Genomic DNA, 16,822 nt, shown 5'->3' on the forward strand with positions numbered 1-16,822 from the left:
CGCGTCCCTCGGATGTGACAGCTTTATTACAACGGAACGCCAACACTATGAAGCGCGTGGCTGGACCGGCGCTTACCACTTCCGACCCGGCTAAAATACAAACGCCAGCAAGAGGCTTACGGATCATTGCATCATTGCCAAGCACGATCCCTTGCGCAACATCGGCAAAGGCAATTTCGGTTCCCACCGGCAAATACTAACAGCGCTTCGCATGGTTTTTCAAATAGAAAGGGGCCTGCCAATGGCAAGCCCCCAAAATAATCACACGAAAGCCGGAAGGGTCACGCCGAAGCGTTGGCCTTTTCTTCCTGGCGATCGGCATAGATGTAAAGCGGACGGGCCGAACCGCGCACCACTTCCTCGGAGATGACGACCTCGCGCACGCCTTCCAGCGTCGGCAGTTCGAACATCGTGTCGAGCAGGATCTTCTCCATGATCGAGCGAAGGCCGCGAGCGCCGGTCTTGCGTACGATCGCCTTGCGGGCGATTTCGCGCAGAGCGTCCTCGTGGAAGTTCAGTTCCACGTCTTCCATCTCGAACAGCCGCTGATACTGCTTGATCAGCGCATTCTTCGGCTCGGACAGGATCTGGATCAGCGCATCCTCGTCAAGGTCCTCGAGCGTCGCCAAAACCGGCAGACGACCGATGAACTCGGGGATGAGGCCGAACTTGACCAGGTCTTCCGGCTCCAGTTCGCGCAGGACCTCGCCGACGCGGCGGTCATCCTGCGACTTGACGCTAGCGCCAAAGCCGATCGAGGTCTTCTCGCCACGGGCAGAGATGATCTTGTCGAGGCCGGCAAAAGCGCCGCCGCAGATGAACAGGATGTTCGTCGTGTCGACCTGCAGGAACTCCTGCTGAGGGTGCTTGCGGCCGCCCTGCGGCGGAACGGAAGCGACCGTGCCTTCCATGATCTTCAGCAGCGCCTGCTGCACGCCCTCGCCCGAGACGTCGCGGGTGATCGACGGGTTGTCGGACTTGCGCGAAATCTTGTCGACTTCGTCGATGTAGACGATGCCGCGCTGCGCACGCTCGACGTTGTAGTCGGCCGACTGCAGCAGCTTCAGGATGATGTTTTCGACATCCTCGCCGACATAACCGGCCTCGGTCAGCGTCGTTGCATCAGCCATGGTGAAGGGAACGTCGATGATGCGGGCGAGCGTCTGGGCAAGATAGGTCTTGCCGCAGCCGGTCGGACCGACGAGCATGATGTTCGACTTCGCCAGTTCGACTTCGCCGTTCTTGGAGGCGTGCGCCAGGCGCTTGTAATGGTTGTGAACAGCAACCGACAGGATCTTCTTCGCCTGCCGCTGGCCGATGACATATTCGTCGAGGACCTTGATGATGTCCTGGGGCGTCGGAACGCCGTCGCGGGACTTGACCATCGAGGACTTGTTCTCCTCGCGGATGATGTCCATGCACAATTCGACGCATTCATCGCAGATGAAGACGGTCGGTCCGGCAATCAGTTTCCGGACTTCGTGCTGGCTCTTTCCGCAGAACGAACAATAAAGAGTGTTCTTGGAGTCGCCGCCGTTGCTGCCGCTGACCTTGCTCATATCACTTTCCTTCCAGCACGCCGCATTTCAAGGCGAAATCGCGGTCCACTCTATCAGCTCCTGGCGGCACTCCGTTTCCGGAGCCTTTGCCGAGAAGGGCTTCAGGGGGTACGAACCGGGCCCAACCAATCATGTCCTGGTCCCGGCGGCAACGAATTCCCCTTCGAATGCCGAATGCTATGTCATAAAAATTCAACATAGCATTAATAGTTACTATTAGCGTCTTCGTCGCCGGATGAAAGCCCTTGTTCAATCACAAATGGGATAGAACTGTGGCGAGGAAAACACCATCCCTATTAATTACTAGGCCTGCTCGCCTTCCATTTCGAGGCGCGACGTCAGAACCTTGTCGATCACGCCCCAGCTCTGGGCTTCGTCCGCATCCATGAAATGGTCACGATCGAGCGTCTTTTCAACTTCCTCATAGGTGCGGCCGGTGTGCTTGACGTAGACCTCGTTCAGGCGGCGCTTCATCTTGAGGATGTCGCGGGCGTGGCGCTCGATGTCCGAAGCCTGGCCCTGGAAGCCGCCCGAGGGCTGGTGCACCATGATGCGGGAATTCGGCGTGGCAAAGCGCATGTCCTTGTGGCCGGCCGCGAGAAGCAGCGAGCCCATGGATGCGGCCTGGCCGATGCAGAGCGTCGAAACCGCGGGCTTGATGAACTGCATCGTATCGTAGATCGCCATGCCGGCGGTGACGACGCCACCGGGAGAATTGATGTAGAGGGCGATTTCCTTCTTCGGGTTTTCGGCCTCGAGGAAGAGCAGCTGGGCGCAGACGAGCGTCGCCATATGGTCCTCGACAGCACCTGTCAGGAAGATGATGCGTTCCTTCAACAGGCGGGAATAGATGTCGTAGGAGCGTTCACCGCGGTTGGTCTGTTCCACGACCATCGGAACGAGGGCCATTGCGGTATCGACTGGGTTTCTCATGTGCGTCCTTTGTCAACGTCTCGCCGGCCGGCGCCGGGAATCAAAGAAAAAATATCTTACCCCTACATAGAGTGTCCCGGCCCTCCTCTTCAAGACACGCATGAGGATAACGTTAAGAAGGCGGGGCAAGGCGGCTGAGCTCCTTCTTTTCATGCATGTCGTTATCCCGGAACCGCTGCACACTTCCGGGCGACATGCATTGAGCCTCTTTCCCTCAAACGCCTGTTAACGGCGAGCCCTTGGTACGGTCTCCCCCGGCTTTTCTCCATGACAGGATGAAGGAAGGCTTACTCTTTTCGACTATGCTCATACACGTTTACCCGACGGAAAGCCTACCGGCAGATATCGGCCTAAAACAATGCCGCAGCGCAGCGACATTAAGGAAGTAGCGAGCTTCCTCGGCAAGGATGCGAACGGACAGACAAGGGGTTGCTGCCGTGTTCAATTTCGCTACAGGTCTCGCGATCTGGTGTTCCGAGGCCATGACGCTCGCTTTGGTGCTGTTCGTCGCCTGGCGCCACAATGTCAGGAACGAGGCCTATCTCTATTGGGGCCTGGGCTTCCTCCTGACCGGCATCGGCTTTGCGATGGTCGCGCTGCGCGGCGAAATCCCCAGCGTGCTTTCAGTAGAGGCGGGCAATGCCATCGCCCTGCTCGGCCAGAGCGCCTGGGTGGCTGGTTTTCTGGCACTCGACCGCAAGAGGATCGAATGGTGGGCACTGCTGCCGCCGGTAATCTGGCTCGCCGGTGTCTTCCTGCCCTGGGTCAACAGCGATTATTCAAACCGGGTGGTGCTCTACAACCTTGCTTCGGCGACGGGTGCGACGGCACTCGCCATGGCGGTCGCCGCCGGCGACATGCGCCGTGAGCGTACCCGCATCAAGCTTATGGGTGTGTTCATCCTCCAGGGCTGCCTGTGCTTCGGCTCGGCGCTGACGATGGCATTGACGATGCCAAGCGATATCGAGGCGACCAATCTTGGCGGCGCCTCCGCCATGGCCAGCGCCTTCCTGCTGACCATCGCCTTCGCGTTCACCTGCCGTCTGATCATGGAGCGCTCCGAACGGCACCTGCGTGCCCTCACCCTGACCGACTCGCTGACCGGCGTGCTCAACCGCCGCGGCCTGCTCGGCTATTTCGACGGCATCCAGGAACGTGCTCATAACGAGCAGCGCCAGGTTGCGGTGATCCTTTTCGATCTCGACCATTTCAAGCGCGTCAACGACCGTTTCGGCCACCAGTCCGGCGATGCCGTGCTGACCGCCTTTGCGCGCATGGCCCGCCAGTATATTCCGAACAACATCTTCGGCCGCATGGGCGGCGAGGAATTCGCCGCATTCGCCGCCGTCGCGGACCAGACGGAAGCCGAGGCGATCGCCGAAGCGATCCGCACCGAATTCTGCCGTCTTCCCGTCAGCACCGGCGAAGCAATCGTTCCGGTCACCGTCAGCATCGGCATCGCGCTCGCCTCCTCGATCGAAGCCAATATCGACAAGCTGATCTCGGCCGCCGACCGGGCGCTCTATGCGGCGAAGGCCGCCGGCCGCAACTGCACGGTCACCTTCGGCGAAGCGGAGGCCGCGGCCCCTGCACCGGCCACGCCGAGCAGCACTGCCGGCGAACTCGTGCCTACGGTCGACGACCAGGTCGAAGCGCTGCGACGCATGGGTACATTGTCACGGGCCGGGTAGTCCGGGATCGCTTGCCCCACATCTTCCCGATGCCCGGCAAATCCGCTAAGCCTCGGGGTATGATGATCCCATCCTTTCTCTCGATCGACCGCGCCAACCGTCATGTCTCACTGGACGGCCGCAATCCGGCCTTCTACGGCGACCCGAATGCCGTCTATGCCGCACTTCATGCCCATTGCCCGACCTTCTACTGGAGCGAGCAGAAGCAGTGGTTCTTCACGGGTTACGACCATGTGAACGGCCTGCTGCGCGACCGGCGCTTCGGCCGGCAGATCCTGCATATCGCCAGCCGCGAGGAGCTCGGCCTTGCCGAGCCGATGCCGCATCTTGCCAGTTTCGATCTCTCGGAACGTTATTCCTTGCTCGAACTCGAACCGCCGGAGCACACACGGCTGCGCACGCTCGTCAACCGCGCCTTCGTTTCCCGCCATGTCGAGAAGATGAAGCCGGAACTTGCCGAACTCACCAACCGGCTGATCGACGGCTTCGCGGAGAAGCGTGAGGTCGAGCTGCTCTCGGCCTTTGCCGACATCATCCCGGTGACGATGATCGCCCGGATGATCGGCATTCCCGAGGAGATGGGGCCGCAGCTGCTCGCCTGGTCGCACGCCTATGTCCGCATGTACATGTTCGGCCGTACGCGCGAGCAGGAGGAAGAGGCCGAACGAGCGGCCAAGGAATTTTCCGACTACGTCAAGACGGTGATCGCCGAACGCCGCGCGACCCCACGCGACGACCTGCTGACCCACATGATCCATACCGAGCACAAGGGCCAGTATCTGACCGAGGAGGAGCTCGTCTCGACGACGATCGTGCTGCTTAATGCGGGACATGAGGCGACCGTGCACCAGATCGGCAACTCCGTGCGCACCATTCTCGACAGCGGCTGCGATCCGGCGGAACTCTTCCGGGACGAGGCGACGACGGAGCGCACCGTCGAGGAAACCCTGCGCATCTGCGCGCCTGTCCACATCTTCCAGCGCTGGGCCCTGGAGCCTGCCGAAATCGACGGCGTCTCCTTCAAGCGCGGCGACAAGGTCAGCCTCATCCTCGCCGCCGCCAATCTCGATCCGGCAAAATTCACAGATCCCCTCACCTTCAAGCCCAACCGCACCGAGGCGGCAAACCTCTCCTTCGGCGCCGGCATCCATTTCTGCATCGGCGCACCGCTGGCGCGGCTGGAGCTCAACGTCGTGCTGCCGATCCTGTTCGAACGGCTGGCCGGCCTCAAGATGGCAAAGACACCCGTGGTCAAGGACGTCTACCATTTCCACGGGCTGGACCGACTGGATCTGCAATGGTGATCCACTCTTTGCGGATCAGCCGTAGCGGCCGGTGATGTAGTCTTCCGTGCGCTTGACCTTCGGCGACTGGAAAATCTCGGCGGTCGGGCCGTATTCCACCAGTTCGCCCAGATACATGAAGGCGGTGTTGTCGGAGATGCGGCTTGCCTGCTGCATGTTGTGGGTGACGATGACGATGGTGAAATCCGTCTTCAGCCGGGCGACCAGCTCTTCCACCTTGGCAGTCGAGATCGGGTCGAGGGCGGAGGTCGGCTCGTCGAGGAGAAGCACCTCGGGGCGAAGTGCTACGGCGCGCGCGATGCAGAGACGCTGCTGCTGACCGCCGGAAAGGCCGAGACCACTGCCCTTCAGCTTGTCCTTGACCTCGTCCCAGAGCGCTGCCGAGCGCAGCGCCTGCTCGACGCGGACATCCATCTCGGCCTTGGAGATGCGCTCGTGGTGGCGGATACCGTAGGCGATATTGTCGTAGATCGACATCGGGAACGGCACCGGTTTCTGGAAGACCATGCCGACCCGGGCGCGCAGTTCGTTCATCGAATAGCCGGGGTCAAGGATATTCTGGCCGTCGAGCGTGACGGAGCCGGTGGCACGCATCTTCGGGTAGAGCATGTAGATGCGGTTCAGGATGCGCAACAGCGTGGACTTGCCGCAGCCGGACGGGCCGATGAGGGCCGAGACCTGACGCTCGGGAAAGCTCAGGGTGACGTCGCGGATCGCGTGGGCATCACCGTAATAGAAGTTGACGCCGGTCAGCGCCATCTTGTCGATTGTTGTGGCCGAGCGGGCCGGGCGAGGTTCGAAGGCTTTGTTCTCAAGCATCATTTCGCATTCCTGCGGTTGAGGATGGCGCGGGAGCCGACGCTGAGGAGAAGCACGATCGCCGTCATGACGAAGGCGCCTGCCCAGGCAAGATTCTGCCACTGCTCATAGGGGCTCATAGCGAACTGGAAGATGACGACGGGAATATTCGCCATCGGCTGCGACATGTCCAAACTCCAATACTGGTTGTTCAGAGCCGTAAAAAGGAGTGGCGCGGTTTCGCCCGAAATGCGGGCGATCGCAAGCAGGATACCCGTCAGGATGCCTGCGGAGGCGGCGCGGTAGAGTACGTTGACCGTTACCTTCCAGCGCGGGATGCCGAGCGAAAGTGCTGCCTCCCGCATGACGTCCGGAACCAGCCGCAACATTTCGTCGGTGGTGCGCACCACGACCGGCAGGAAGATGAAGGCGAGCGCGATGCCGCCGGCAAAGCCGGAAAAGCGTGACGTCGGGCGGACGACCAGTTCATAGACAAACAAGCCGATAATGATCGACGGCGCCGAAAGCAGGATATCGTTGACGAAGCGGATTGCCTCGCCAACCTTCTTGCCGCGGCTGAACTCCGACAAAAAGGTGCCGGCAAGCACGCCGATCGGCGTTCCGATGATGACAGCCAGAGCGACCATCAGCAGGCTGCCCATGAAGGCGTTGGCGAGACCGCCGCCATCTTCGCCGGGCGGCGGCGTCATTTCCGTGACGAGACTGGGGCTGAGCGCGGACAGGCCGTGTATCAGCGTCGTCCAGAGGATCCAAACCAGAAAGACCAGGCCGACCACGGTCGCGATGCCGCAGAGCGAAAGGGCGATCATGCTGCCGATCTGGCGGCGGCGGTAAATGGAACCCGAATGGGTGGCCATGACTACTCTCCCCTCTGTCTTGCCATGCGCACCAGCATGAGCTTGGCGGCCGCCAGAACGATGAAGGTGACAACGAAAAGGATGAGACCGAGCGCCGAGAGCGACGACCTGTAGAGGTCATCCGAAGCTTCGGCAAACTCGTTGGCGAGCGTCGCAGCGATCGACGTGCCGGGCTCCATCAGCGACACCGCGATGTTATGGGTGTTGCCGAGTACGAAGGTGACCGCCATGGTCTCTCCGAGCGCGCGGCCGAGACCAAGGAAGATGCCGCCGACGACAGCGGTGCGGGTGTGCGGGATGACGATGTCGCGCACCACTTCCCACTTGGTCGAACCAAGCGCATAGGCCGATTCCTTCAGCTGCGCCGGGACGACCAGGAAGACGTCGCGCATGACCGAGGAGACGAAGGGGATGATCATGATCGCCAGCACGATGCCTGACGTCAGCATGCCGATGCCAAGCGGAGCGCCGGAGAACAATGCGCCGACTACCGGGGTCGGGCCCAGCCAGTCGATCAGCACCGGCTGGACGTAATCCGACATGAAGGGAGCAAAAGTGAAGAGACCCCACATGCCGTAAATGATGCTGGGGATACCGGCGAGAAGCTCGATGGCGCCGCCGATTGGGCCGCGAATGGAGCGCGGCGCAACTTCGGTAATGAAAACGGCGATACCGAGGCTCACGGGAACGCCGATGACCATAGCGAGCGCCGAGGTGACCAGCGTGCCGTAAATCGGTACAAGGCCCGAGAACCGCTGGGCAACCGGATCCCATTCCATGCCGGTCAGGAAGCCAAAGCCGAAGGTCCGGAACGCGAGAAACCCGTCCCAGACCATGGAGAACGCCGCTGCAAACAGTGCGACCAAAACAAACAGGCCGCAGCCCAAAACCATCCAATAAAAAATGCGATCGCCTGCCGCGCCGTCGCGGCGCTTCACGCCCGCTGTTGTGGCGGGCAGTGATGCCATTGCTTCGCTCATTTCCGTACGCTCTGCTGCTTTGAGGGGGTGTCAAAGGCATTATGGGCGGAAAGCCAAACTTCCCGCCCCGACCGCAGTTTCGTCAGGATCAGCCCTTGAAGGAGGCTGTCCAGTAATCCTCGATCTGCTTCACGAGGGTCTGCGGCAGCGGAACGTAATCGAGGACAGAGGCTTCCTTCTGGCCGTTTTCGAGCGCCCACTTGAAGAAGGCGAAGGCAGCCTTGGAGCGCGCCGCATCCTTCGGCTCCTTGTACATGATCGCCCAGGTCGTGGCCGTCACCGGCCAGGCCTTTTCGCCCGGAGCATTGGTCATGATCAGGTAGAAGTCCTGAGCCTTGGCCCATTCGGCGCTGGCGGCAGCAGCCGAGAAGCTTTCCGCATTCGGCTTCGGATACTGGCCTGCGGCGTTCTGGATCAGAACGTAGGGCAGCTTGTTCTGCAGGGCGTAGGCGTATTCGACGTAGCCGATCGAATCCTTGACGCGGGTGACGTAAGCGGCAACGCCTTCATTGCCCTTGCCGCCGATGCCGACCGGCCAGTTGACGGCGGTTCCTTCGCCGACCTTGCTCTTCCAGTCTTCGTTGACCTTGGAGAAGTAGTTGGTCCAGTTGAAGGAGGTGCCCGAACCGTCCGAACGATGGACGACGGCGATCTGGCTGTCGGGCAGTTTCAGACCGGGATTCAGATCGGCGATGGCCTTGTCGTTCCACTTGGTGACATTGCCGAGATAGATGTCGGCGAGAACCTTGCCCGTGAGCTTCAGTTCGCCCGACTTGATGCCCTTGACGTTGATGACCGGCACGATGCCGCCGACGACGAGCGGGAACTGGCCGAAGCCGCCGGCCGTCAAATCTTCCGGCTTTAGCGGGGCGTCGGACGCGCCGAAGTCAACCGTTGCAGCCTTGATCTGGGCGATGCCGCCGCCCGAACCGATCGACTGGTAGTTCAGCTTGTCGCCGGTCTGCTTGTTGTAGTCCGCAGACCATTTGGACAGGACGGGGTAGACGAAGGTAGAGCCGGCGCCGGTGATATCGGCGGCGGACGCCGAAACCGCCAGAGCGGCAACCAGGCCGGCGCTGAGGCAGGCCGAAAGAAGTTTCTTGGTGAGCATATGAAGCGCTTCCCTAATGGATTTGAAAAACAACGAGACCAGCGCCATGGAGGGGGTGTCCATTGTCTGGGGCGCTGAAATTCCCGTCACAGCAGGCGGGCTAGGCGCGTTTTATTACAGTTTGATGACGGAATTTGACGGTCGCAACCGACCACGAGGCCGTGCCTCAAATGCTGCAGTTGCGGCCTTTTGATTGAATCGCGGACTTAACAAAGCCTTAGCAAAAACATTGGGATAGATTGACGCATGGCTGTGGTGGATTGCCGCAGCGATGCCTGGAAATGTCGCTTTCAGGATTTCGGAAATGCCGGGGCGCTCATGCTCGATACCGAATTCGTGCGATGGCCTTTACGAGATCACGCGGCCGACTCTTCTCGCAGCCTGCTGGATATGTCGCATGCCGACATGGGTTTTCCGAGCATATAGCCTTGAAGCTGGTCGCAGCCGGCGTCTCGCAAGATCGCCGCCTGACGGCTATTTTCAATGCCTTCCGCGGTCACGGGAATCTGCAGAGCAGTCGCCAAGGAGATGGTTGCCCGAAGAATATCGGCGCCGTTTGCGGTTACATCGAGAGCGGACACGAGCGAGCGGTCGATCTTCATGCGATCAAACCCAAACTGCCGCAATGCACCGATGCTGGCGTAGCCGCAGCCAAAATCATCAAGAGCAAACTTTATGCCGACGCGCTTGAGTTGGTCTATCGACCGACGGGCCTGATCCGGATTTGTCATCAGAACGCCTTCGGTGATTTCCAGTGTCAGGCGGTTTGGATCGAAATCCAACTCCTGCAGGACCGCGATCACCTGGGCAGCAAATTCCGGATTGCAGAGCTGGATCGGCGAAACGTTCACCGACAAAGTCAGACCGGGCCAACTCTTGGCATGCACGATCGACGTTCTCAGCATATGGGCGCCAAGGGCATCGATGAGGCCGCACCTTTCAGCAAGAGGGATGAATATCTCCGGGCTGACATTTCCCGTTGCAGTTTTCCAGCGCGCCAGTGCTTCAAGACCGGTGACAGCGCCGGTCGAAGCAGAAACGAGAGGCTGGAAAACAGCTTCGATTGCGCCGCTGCCGATGGCGTTTTTCAAGAGACCTTCCAGCTCGGCGACCCGTATGCGTTCCCGGTCCAGTTCGGGGTCGTATTCAATCGCCTGACCTTTGCCATTTGCCTTGGCACGATAGAGGGCCATGTCGGCTCTGCGAAGAAGCTCCAAAGGCGATATGGCTCCATCGCGCGCTGCAGCTCCGATGCTTGCGCCAACTTCGATCGTTCGCCCGTCAATTTTGAAGGGCTCGGCAAACAGCGCCAGAATCGCCTCTTCCATCTCTTCGCGTGCAGTGGCTCCAACGTGCACTAGCGCGAATTCGTCACCTCCCAGCCGGGCCACGGCCAGGACTTCGGGATGACTGGTCATCAGCGCGTTCGAGACAATCCGGATCAAATCATCCCCAACCGCATGCCCCCAAGCATCGTTGACCGCCTTGAAACCATCGAGATCCACCAAGTAAAGCCGCGGCGACGAAGGATCCGGGCTCTCCAGATCCTCCAGCAGGCGGAGAAGACCCTGTCTGTTCAACAAGCCACTCAAGCTGTCATGGCTCGCTTCGAAGCGAGCTGTTTGCGCCAGTTGGCGCAGGCGCCGCGCTTCGGATGCGCCAACCAACAGAACGCCGATCAAGAATAGCGAAAGAACGACGGTAGAAGCTGCAAGATAAGGATAGACCTGCTGAAACACGGCACTTCCGGGCGCTTTGCTCGGCCAAACGAGGTAGCCGATCACGCCTCCCTTGATGTCGGTGATCGGTGTGTTCAGGAATCCCGGCTTGGGCGTCGTCTCAAGGCTCAGCCCCTCGAGTTCATGTTCGTTGGAGAGAGTGTCGAGAACCTCCGACGTAAACGCCTTGTAGAAACTCAGCACGCTGAACTTCGGAACCTCGGCGGCGGCCTCGAATGGTTGGATCGCCTGCGAGGCGATGAGTGCCATACCGCTATCGGTCTTGATGAAATTGACCACCGGCGCCTTGGCCGGAGCTGCAGCCGCATTGATCTGCTGATAAAAGGCTTCTCCGAAAAACGTGCCCGGCTGGAAGGGCTTGCCTTTGGCGTAGGCGGAGACGATCGAAGACCCGTCAGGGCCGGTCACGATCGCGCCGTCATAAAGCGCATAATCCTCGCTGGTTTTTCCCCAATTCTCATAGGCCCAATCCGCAGCCGCCGGAGATGAGACAGCACTATAGGCATCGTCCCATATGGCATTGTCCGTCGTTGTCCCGCTCAAGCGAGCCACAAAGGCTGCGACCGCCGCGCGGGCGGCGCGACTGGCCCTGGCATCGTCGATCTCGTTCGCCGACCGGGTCATCGTGGCGACGACATGTGCCATAAGGCCGGTCAATACGAGAGCGACGACAATGAAGCAGACGGTTGTCGCAATGATGGAAGACGTTTGAGTCCGAACGTGCCTGGTTGCAAGATTCGACGACATGCAAATTCCGCAAAGATTAATTGCAAGGCCATGTCTGTGGGACGGCAGGAGACATCATGTCCGCAATGCGCTGCAGATAAGGTTTAGCATTTGGCGATGTAGGCCCGATTAATGGGTTTGGTTAAAAGCGTGCTATCGGGGAAAGAGGCGCTGTCATTCGCAGAAAGACGGGCCGTCATCGCCGCAAATCGGGACAGGCCCGCCATCGTCAGCGTCGGTCTGCTGGCCCGCTCAAACCTTGATCACATAGTCCTTGCGAGTCGTTTCAACGACTTCCCACGTTCCCTTGAAGCCAGGCCTGAGGATCATTCGGTCGCCCGCTTTCAGATGAACCGGCTCACCGCCCTCCTCCGTCACGATCGAATGGCCGGCCAGCAGGCTGAAATATTCCCATTCCTCGTAGACGATCCGCCACTTGCCCGGCGTCGCCTCCCAGATGCCGGAATAGAGGCCGCCTTCGGCCTCCTCCAGATTCCAGGCGCGGAAATGCGGGTCGCCGGAGATGATCCGGCCAGGCTCCGGAGCGCCGAACTCGGGTTCGACGCCGTCGATGGCGAAGGTGATGAAATTTGCCGTGGTCATCATGGATCCCTTGATCTCAGATGTGGTTCGTCACGTACGTCTGACAACATCACCATTGAAATGATTGAGCTTTAACGGAGACGGCTTCACGTACGTGTGGTTGTTTCTTCACATACCTTTGCTCAGGTATAGGCCTTACGCCAAATACCCTTGACCAACTCTGCAACCAAAAGATAGGTCATTGTTTTGTAGACTATTTTCGCAAACAGACCTTGCTCAGGACTGTTGCTACGGCTCTCCCCGCCCCAAGCGCTTTCATTCTGGATTGTAATGGCCAAAACGTACGAACAGCTTGTCCCGCGTGTCGAAAGAGAGAAGCTCGAGCAAGCGCTCAACATGGGCGAAGGCTACGTCCTTGATTTCTCGGACCGAACCTTCAACGACTTCTTTTATGAAGCTCTTGGTATCGACCCTGAGACTGAAAGCCGCATCTTCAATGGACGCGGAACGTCGAAGGCGAAGCGACTGAGGTCTTTCATTGAGCGCGCTCCTGCATCTTCCGTCGCGAAACTGTTGCGCGAACTGTGGGACTACCGCGGCTCGATGGTGACCGGCGGACGGACCACCCGCGAGGAGGAGCTGGAGACCAGCTTTTTCATTACCGTAGGCCGCTTCGAAGGGGTGAGCCAAGACATCGACACGTCTTTAATCGAGACGTTCGAACCGAATGAAACCCTGGACGAATTGGTGGCGTCTATCCGTCGTGACCTCGACGCGAAGAAGCCACACGCTGCCTTGGATCGGCTCCATACTTATTGCATGAAGCGTTTCGCGTCTTTGGTCAGAAAGCACGGAGGTGGGGAATGTGGGGTCGATGACCCGCTTCACTCCCGTGTTGGACGGTACGTCAAGCACCTCGGAGCACAGCGCAATCTTTCGCAGATGTCAGAACGGATCATCAAGAGTTCGATCAGCGTTTTCGAGGCAATGAACGATATCCGCAACAACAAGTCGCTAGCACACGACAATCCTGACCTGATTGATTCCGATGAGGCCCGGTTCATCTTCGACAGCGTGACGGCGATCCTCCGCTTCATCAAATCGGTCGATGGTCGGCAGTTCGAGGGCTGAGCCCCAGTATATCCGCACTGATGTCGCCGCGCCTTAGTTATCTTTGACTTCCGGTGACAACCATTCCGGGATAGCCTCCCGCTCTGACCCCGATTCAAGGCGCCGATGGCAAAGAAGATCACCATTGCGGATCTCTTCCCCGACGACGAAGGCATGATCCTCGTCGCCGAGCATGCCGTTGACGGATCGCTTCGGCATATATCCGAAGTCCCGAACGGCGCGGCATGCGGGTGTATCTGTTTCGGCTGCAAAAGAAGGCTGATCGCGAAGAATGGCGGCGATCCAGCCCGAATTGCCTATCACTTCGCGCACCGCGCAGAGGATATAGTCATCGACTGCACATCGGCGGGCGAGACCGCGCTACATATACGTGCGAAGGAAATCATCGCCAAGTATCGACGAGTGACGCTGCCCGCCACATCCATCTTGGGGCTCGACGGAAAGGAAGTAGAGGTCATCCCCGAGCGATCCGTCGATCTCACGGATGTCAGACTGGAGGCGGTTGCGGGGGAATTGATCCCCGACGTCACCGCGACGATGCCCGACGGTCGACGGATATTCATCGAGATTGCCAATACGCACCCGTGCTCGCAGCAGAAAATCGAGAAGCTGGATGCCATGGGCGTGGAGGTCCTTGAGATCATGGTGTCCGCATATCGCGACGTTGCGCTGGACGACCTCGACGAGATCATCCTCGACATCGCCCCTCGCAAGTTGATCCACAGCTCCGAGGTCAAGACCATGGCCGCCAAGCTCGCCGAAGATCGGAGGCGGCAGGAAGACGCAAAGCGGGCCGAGGCCGAGCGCCTCGTGGCGGTATACCGCAATCCAGTTATCCGAAATCACGTTAAGGCCCAGGCGTTGTCCGATGACCTCGCTCAGCTGGGCCTCGCAGAATTCCTGGAACTCGACGACCGGCCGTCAGCCTTTATTGTTTACCGCCGCCAGTGGCAGGCCGTGATCCTCGATCGCTTGTATAAAGCGAAATCAGCATTCCTCAGTCCGATGGACCTGCTCGAAAGCTTTTCCAAAGGAGGCTGGCCGAAGAAGGAAATCGCGTACACGAAGTCCGAGCATTCAAAATGGATAGCTGCCAACATCGACGACGATTTCAGGTCGCCTTATGAAGAGGTGTCAGCCTATCTATCACGACTGCGAGGGGAAGACGCGGTATACGAAGCCCGCGGTAAAGGGTTTGCAATGAACCGCGACCTCCGCCTCCGAATAGATGCAACTATCGAAAAGCGGACCCGGCCTCAACGCCGAATAGCGGAGCTGAAGATCGCCTTCCGAAACATCGGCGTTCTAATGGAACCCGACGACGGTCGACTACCAAAATTCGATCAATGGCTTCAAGGTCGGGCAACCGCCGTCAAACTGTCAGTTGAAGAACTACTTGTTGACGAGAGTGGATACTTCGAAGGCCTGACCGAGCGGATGGAAGCCGTCTACCGAATGGTCGCTGACATGAGGGCCTACAAGAAGGTCGAGCAGCCTGAAGACTTGGCAGGATTGCCAATGGACCGCCTGATCAATCGTCTAAGGACGGCACGGATCGCGGAGGAAAAGCGAGAACAGGCCGAATGGGCGGTCCTGAGGAGGCGACAAGAGGCCGAGGCGGCTGCGTTACAGCGCCAGGAAATCACCGATCGTGTGTTCCGATTGACGGAGGCAGCGATATTCGTTGTTCCTGACGTGGACATCTTTCTGGACACCCCGAGTTCAGAACATGATGGCAAGACACCTCGACAGCTCGCGTCGGAGAGCTATCGAGGATTCAACCAGGCTCAGGCCATCCTCTCGACCATCAGGGAAGCCAAACATGCAGTCCGGGCTGCGGAAAGCCTCAAACGGGATATGGTCGGAAAGCTTTGGGAGCGTGTTTATAGTCGTATTCCCCGCCGTGAAGTCGCGGACTTATGGCCGAAGCAAGGATGGCCAGAACTGGACGGCATGAAGCCTTTGGAGTACTGCAAAGACCAGAAGACTTTGGCCCGCTGCCTTGAGGTCCTGGAGGACTTCGTGGCCAGCGAGCGTAAACGGGGACGGCGTTGACGAGCTTGGTGATCGCTCGCCGACATAATCGACGAACACTATTAAGCACCACTCAATGGCAACAAAATCGAGAGTACCGACACGCATCCAACGGCTTGGCAATTTTTGCAGGTACCGTTCCGTTAATGGAACTCTGTCATCTTCGATACACTTCGTGATTTCGATATTCCCGAACCGTTTTCTAAAAGCACGTTCCGCATCAAGTGAACCCGGCACCGTTGCCAAGTGGCATTGAGAACCTTGGTGACGGCGGCTTTGAGACCTTCATGCGCATCGGAGACGACAAGCTTCACGCCACGCAATCCTCGGCATGTCAATCTGCGCAGAAATTCAGTCCAGATCGGCTCGGCCTCCGACGTGCCGACCTCCATACCCAGGACCTCGCGCCGACCATCGTTGTTGACGCCCACGGCGATGATGACGGCAACGGAAACGATGCGTCCGCCGCGCCGGACTTTGAGATAAGTGGCGTCGACCCATAGGTACGGCCACTCACCTTCAATCGGCCTGTCGAGGAAGGCCTTCACCTTGACGTCGATCTCTTCGCACAGGCGGCTCACCTGGCTTTTGGAGATGCCGCTCATACCCATGGCCTTGACCAGATCGTCGACAGAACGGGTCGAGATTCCCTGGATATACGCTTCCTGGATAACCGCCGAGCCTTTTCCGCCATACGACGCGGTTCCAGAAAGCCTGGAAAAATAGCTGCCCTTGCGCAGCTTGGGAATGCGAAGCTCGACCGTTCCGGCTCGCGTCTCCCAATCCCGATCACGGTAGCCGTTGCGTTGAGCAAATCGCATCGGGCTCTTCTCGCCGAAGTCAGCACCCGTGGCTGAGCCGACCTCCAGCTCCATCAGCGGTTCGGCGGCAAAGCCGATCATCTCGCGCAATAAATCTGCATCCGCGCTCCTCTCAACAAGCGAGCGCACGTTCATCATGTCATTGGTCATCGGTGGTCTTTCCGTCAGGTTGGTCTTCAACAAACCGACTCCTATCGGAAAACACTGATAGCCGCCGCAAACCCGATCACCCGCTACAGCGCTATGAAAAGCCCGCGGGCGCTCGGCTTTGCTACCTCCCGCCACCTACACCACGTGCCGGGACACGATCTACCGACGGGCCGCGTGGATGCTGGACGCGAAGCCTTGACGAGCTTCCAGTCGTTTTCTGACGACACTTTGCCAGTCACGTGAGCCTGGCGCGCCGGGGAAGATTGAGTACATGGAATCAAAGACGCCAATCGGATCTTTATTTTCCTTCAGAAGCCAAGTCTTCGAAAAGCGGTGCTCTTTCGCTGGGGCCAGGCCGTCGTTTGAGCGGCGTCCGCCTGCCCCATCGCTACCGCGAGTTCTACCATTTTTTGAAGCCATGTTT

At 59.2% G+C, this 16,822-nt stretch carries 13 protein-coding genes; 4 read left to right on the forward strand and 9 right to left on the reverse strand.

Going from position 1 to position 16,822, the window contains the following annotated elements:
- Window positions 1–281: 281 nt before the first annotated feature.
- A complete protein-coding gene (gene clpX, locus OLZ32_RS18800) occupies window positions 282–1,559 on the reverse strand; it encodes an ATP-dependent Clp protease ATP-binding subunit ClpX (protein ID WP_003547337.1) in 1,278 nt (425 codons plus the stop codon).
- A gap of 303 nt (window positions 1,560–1,862) precedes the next feature.
- Complete coding sequence (gene clpP, locus OLZ32_RS18805) at window positions 1,863–2,492, reverse strand: ATP-dependent Clp endopeptidase proteolytic subunit ClpP (RefSeq protein WP_003547334.1); 630 nt, start codon at window positions 2,490–2,492, stop codon at window positions 1,863–1,865.
- A gap of 437 nt (window positions 2,493–2,929) precedes the next feature.
- Here clpP and OLZ32_RS18810 point away from each other — a divergent pair, with 437 nt between their 5' ends.
- A complete protein-coding gene (locus OLZ32_RS18810) occupies window positions 2,930–4,183 on the forward strand; it encodes a GGDEF domain-containing protein (RefSeq protein ID WP_026160191.1) in 1,254 nt (417 codons plus the stop codon).
- A 59-nt stretch (window positions 4,184–4,242) separates the two neighbouring features.
- Window positions 4,243–5,487 (forward strand): cytochrome P450, encoded by a 1,245-nt coding sequence (locus OLZ32_RS18815; protein ID WP_026160190.1) that lies wholly within the window; start codon window positions 4,243–4,245, stop codon window positions 5,485–5,487.
- A gap of 15 nt (window positions 5,488–5,502) precedes the next feature.
- Here OLZ32_RS18815 and pstB read toward each other — a convergent pair whose 3' ends face one another.
- The 6 genes from pstB to OLZ32_RS18845 form a co-directional block, all read right to left on the reverse strand.
- A complete protein-coding gene (gene pstB / locus OLZ32_RS18820; RefSeq protein WP_017991014.1) occupies window positions 5,503–6,309 on the reverse strand; it encodes a phosphate ABC transporter ATP-binding protein PstB in 807 nt (268 codons plus the stop codon).
- Window positions 6,306–7,163 carry a phosphate ABC transporter permease PstA gene (gene pstA / locus OLZ32_RS18825; RefSeq protein WP_264422016.1) on the reverse strand — a complete coding sequence of 286 codons (858 nt, stop codon included), beginning with the start codon at window positions 7,161–7,163 and terminating at the stop codon, window positions 6,306–6,308. Before pstA ends, pstB begins: the two co-directional genes overlap by 4 nt.
- 2 nt (window positions 7,164–7,165) lie before the next feature.
- Entirely contained in the window at window positions 7,166–8,143 is a 978-nt protein-coding gene (gene pstC, locus OLZ32_RS18830) for a phosphate ABC transporter permease subunit PstC (RefSeq protein ID WP_011651356.1), read from the reverse strand.
- Window positions 8,144–8,231: 88 nt separating this feature from the next.
- The gene (pstS, locus tag OLZ32_RS18835; RefSeq protein WP_264398310.1) at window positions 8,232–9,254 is read right to left on the reverse strand and encodes a phosphate ABC transporter substrate-binding protein PstS; all 1,023 of its coding nucleotides are present in this window, start codon (window positions 9,252–9,254) and stop codon (window positions 8,232–8,234) included.
- 356 nt (window positions 9,255–9,610) lie between these two features.
- Entirely contained in the window at window positions 9,611–11,740 is a 2,130-nt protein-coding gene (locus OLZ32_RS18840) for a bifunctional diguanylate cyclase/phosphodiesterase (protein ID WP_264398308.1), read from the reverse strand.
- A 231-nt stretch (window positions 11,741–11,971) separates the two neighbouring features.
- Complete coding sequence (locus tag OLZ32_RS18845) at window positions 11,972–12,325, reverse strand: cupin domain-containing protein (protein WP_264422019.1); 354 nt, start codon at window positions 12,323–12,325, stop codon at window positions 11,972–11,974.
- A 267-nt stretch (window positions 12,326–12,592) separates the two neighbouring features.
- Here OLZ32_RS18845 and OLZ32_RS18850 point away from each other — a divergent pair, with 267 nt between their 5' ends.
- A complete protein-coding gene (locus OLZ32_RS18850) occupies window positions 12,593–13,393 on the forward strand; it encodes an abortive infection family protein (RefSeq protein WP_264422021.1) in 801 nt (266 codons plus the stop codon).
- A gap of 105 nt (window positions 13,394–13,498) precedes the next feature.
- Window positions 13,499–15,448, forward strand: coding sequence for a hypothetical protein (locus tag OLZ32_RS18855; protein WP_264422023.1), 1,950 nt, complete (start codon window positions 13,499–13,501; stop codon window positions 15,446–15,448).
- 122 nt (window positions 15,449–15,570) lie between these two features.
- Here OLZ32_RS18855 and OLZ32_RS18860 read toward each other — a convergent pair whose 3' ends face one another.
- Window positions 15,571–16,428, reverse strand: coding sequence for an IS256 family transposase (locus OLZ32_RS18860; protein WP_264422025.1), 858 nt, complete (start codon window positions 16,426–16,428; stop codon window positions 15,571–15,573).
- Between the last annotated feature and the right edge of the window lie 394 nt (window positions 16,429–16,822).

The organism is Rhizobium acaciae, from assembly GCF_025941625.1.
Taxonomy (GTDB): domain Bacteria; phylum Pseudomonadota; class Alphaproteobacteria; order Rhizobiales; family Rhizobiaceae; genus Rhizobium; species Rhizobium acaciae.

What these genes read in the sequence shown, in the direction of transcription:
- OLZ32_RS18845 (WP_264422019.1), bottom strand. Translation starts at nt 12,325, where the DNA reads ATGATGACCACGGCAAATTTCATCACCTTCGCCATCGACGGCGTCGAA.
- OLZ32_RS18815 (WP_026160190.1), top strand. Translation starts at nt 4,243, where the DNA reads ATGATGATCCCATCCTTTCTCTCGATCGACCGCGCCAACCGTCATGTC.
- OLZ32_RS18855 (WP_264422023.1), top strand. Translation starts at nt 13,499, where the DNA reads ATGGCAAAGAAGATCACCATTGCGGATCTCTTCCCCGACGACGAAGGC.
- pstC (WP_011651356.1), bottom strand. Translation starts at nt 8,143, where the DNA reads ATGAGCGAAGCAATGGCATCACTGCCCGCCACAACAGCGGGCGTGAAG.
- OLZ32_RS18840 (WP_264398308.1), bottom strand. Translation starts at nt 11,740, where the DNA reads ATGTCGTCGAATCTTGCAACCAGGCACGTTCGGACTCAAACGTCTTCC.
- pstS (WP_264398310.1), bottom strand. Translation starts at nt 9,254, where the DNA reads ATGCTCACCAAGAAACTTCTTTCGGCCTGCCTCAGCGCCGGCCTGGTT.
- pstA (WP_264422016.1), bottom strand. Translation starts at nt 7,163, where the DNA reads ATGGCCACCCATTCGGGTTCCATTTACCGCCGCCGCCAGATCGGCAGC.
- clpX (WP_003547337.1), bottom strand. Translation starts at nt 1,559, where the DNA reads ATGAGCAAGGTCAGCGGCAGCAACGGCGGCGACTCCAAGAACACTCTT.
- OLZ32_RS18850 (WP_264422021.1), top strand. Translation starts at nt 12,593, where the DNA reads ATGGCCAAAACGTACGAACAGCTTGTCCCGCGTGTCGAAAGAGAGAAG.
- pstB (WP_017991014.1), bottom strand. Translation starts at nt 6,309, where the DNA reads ATGATGCTTGAGAACAAAGCCTTCGAACCTCGCCCGGCCCGCTCGGCC.
- clpP (WP_003547334.1), bottom strand. Translation starts at nt 2,492, where the DNA reads ATGAGAAACCCAGTCGATACCGCAATGGCCCTCGTTCCGATGGTCGTG.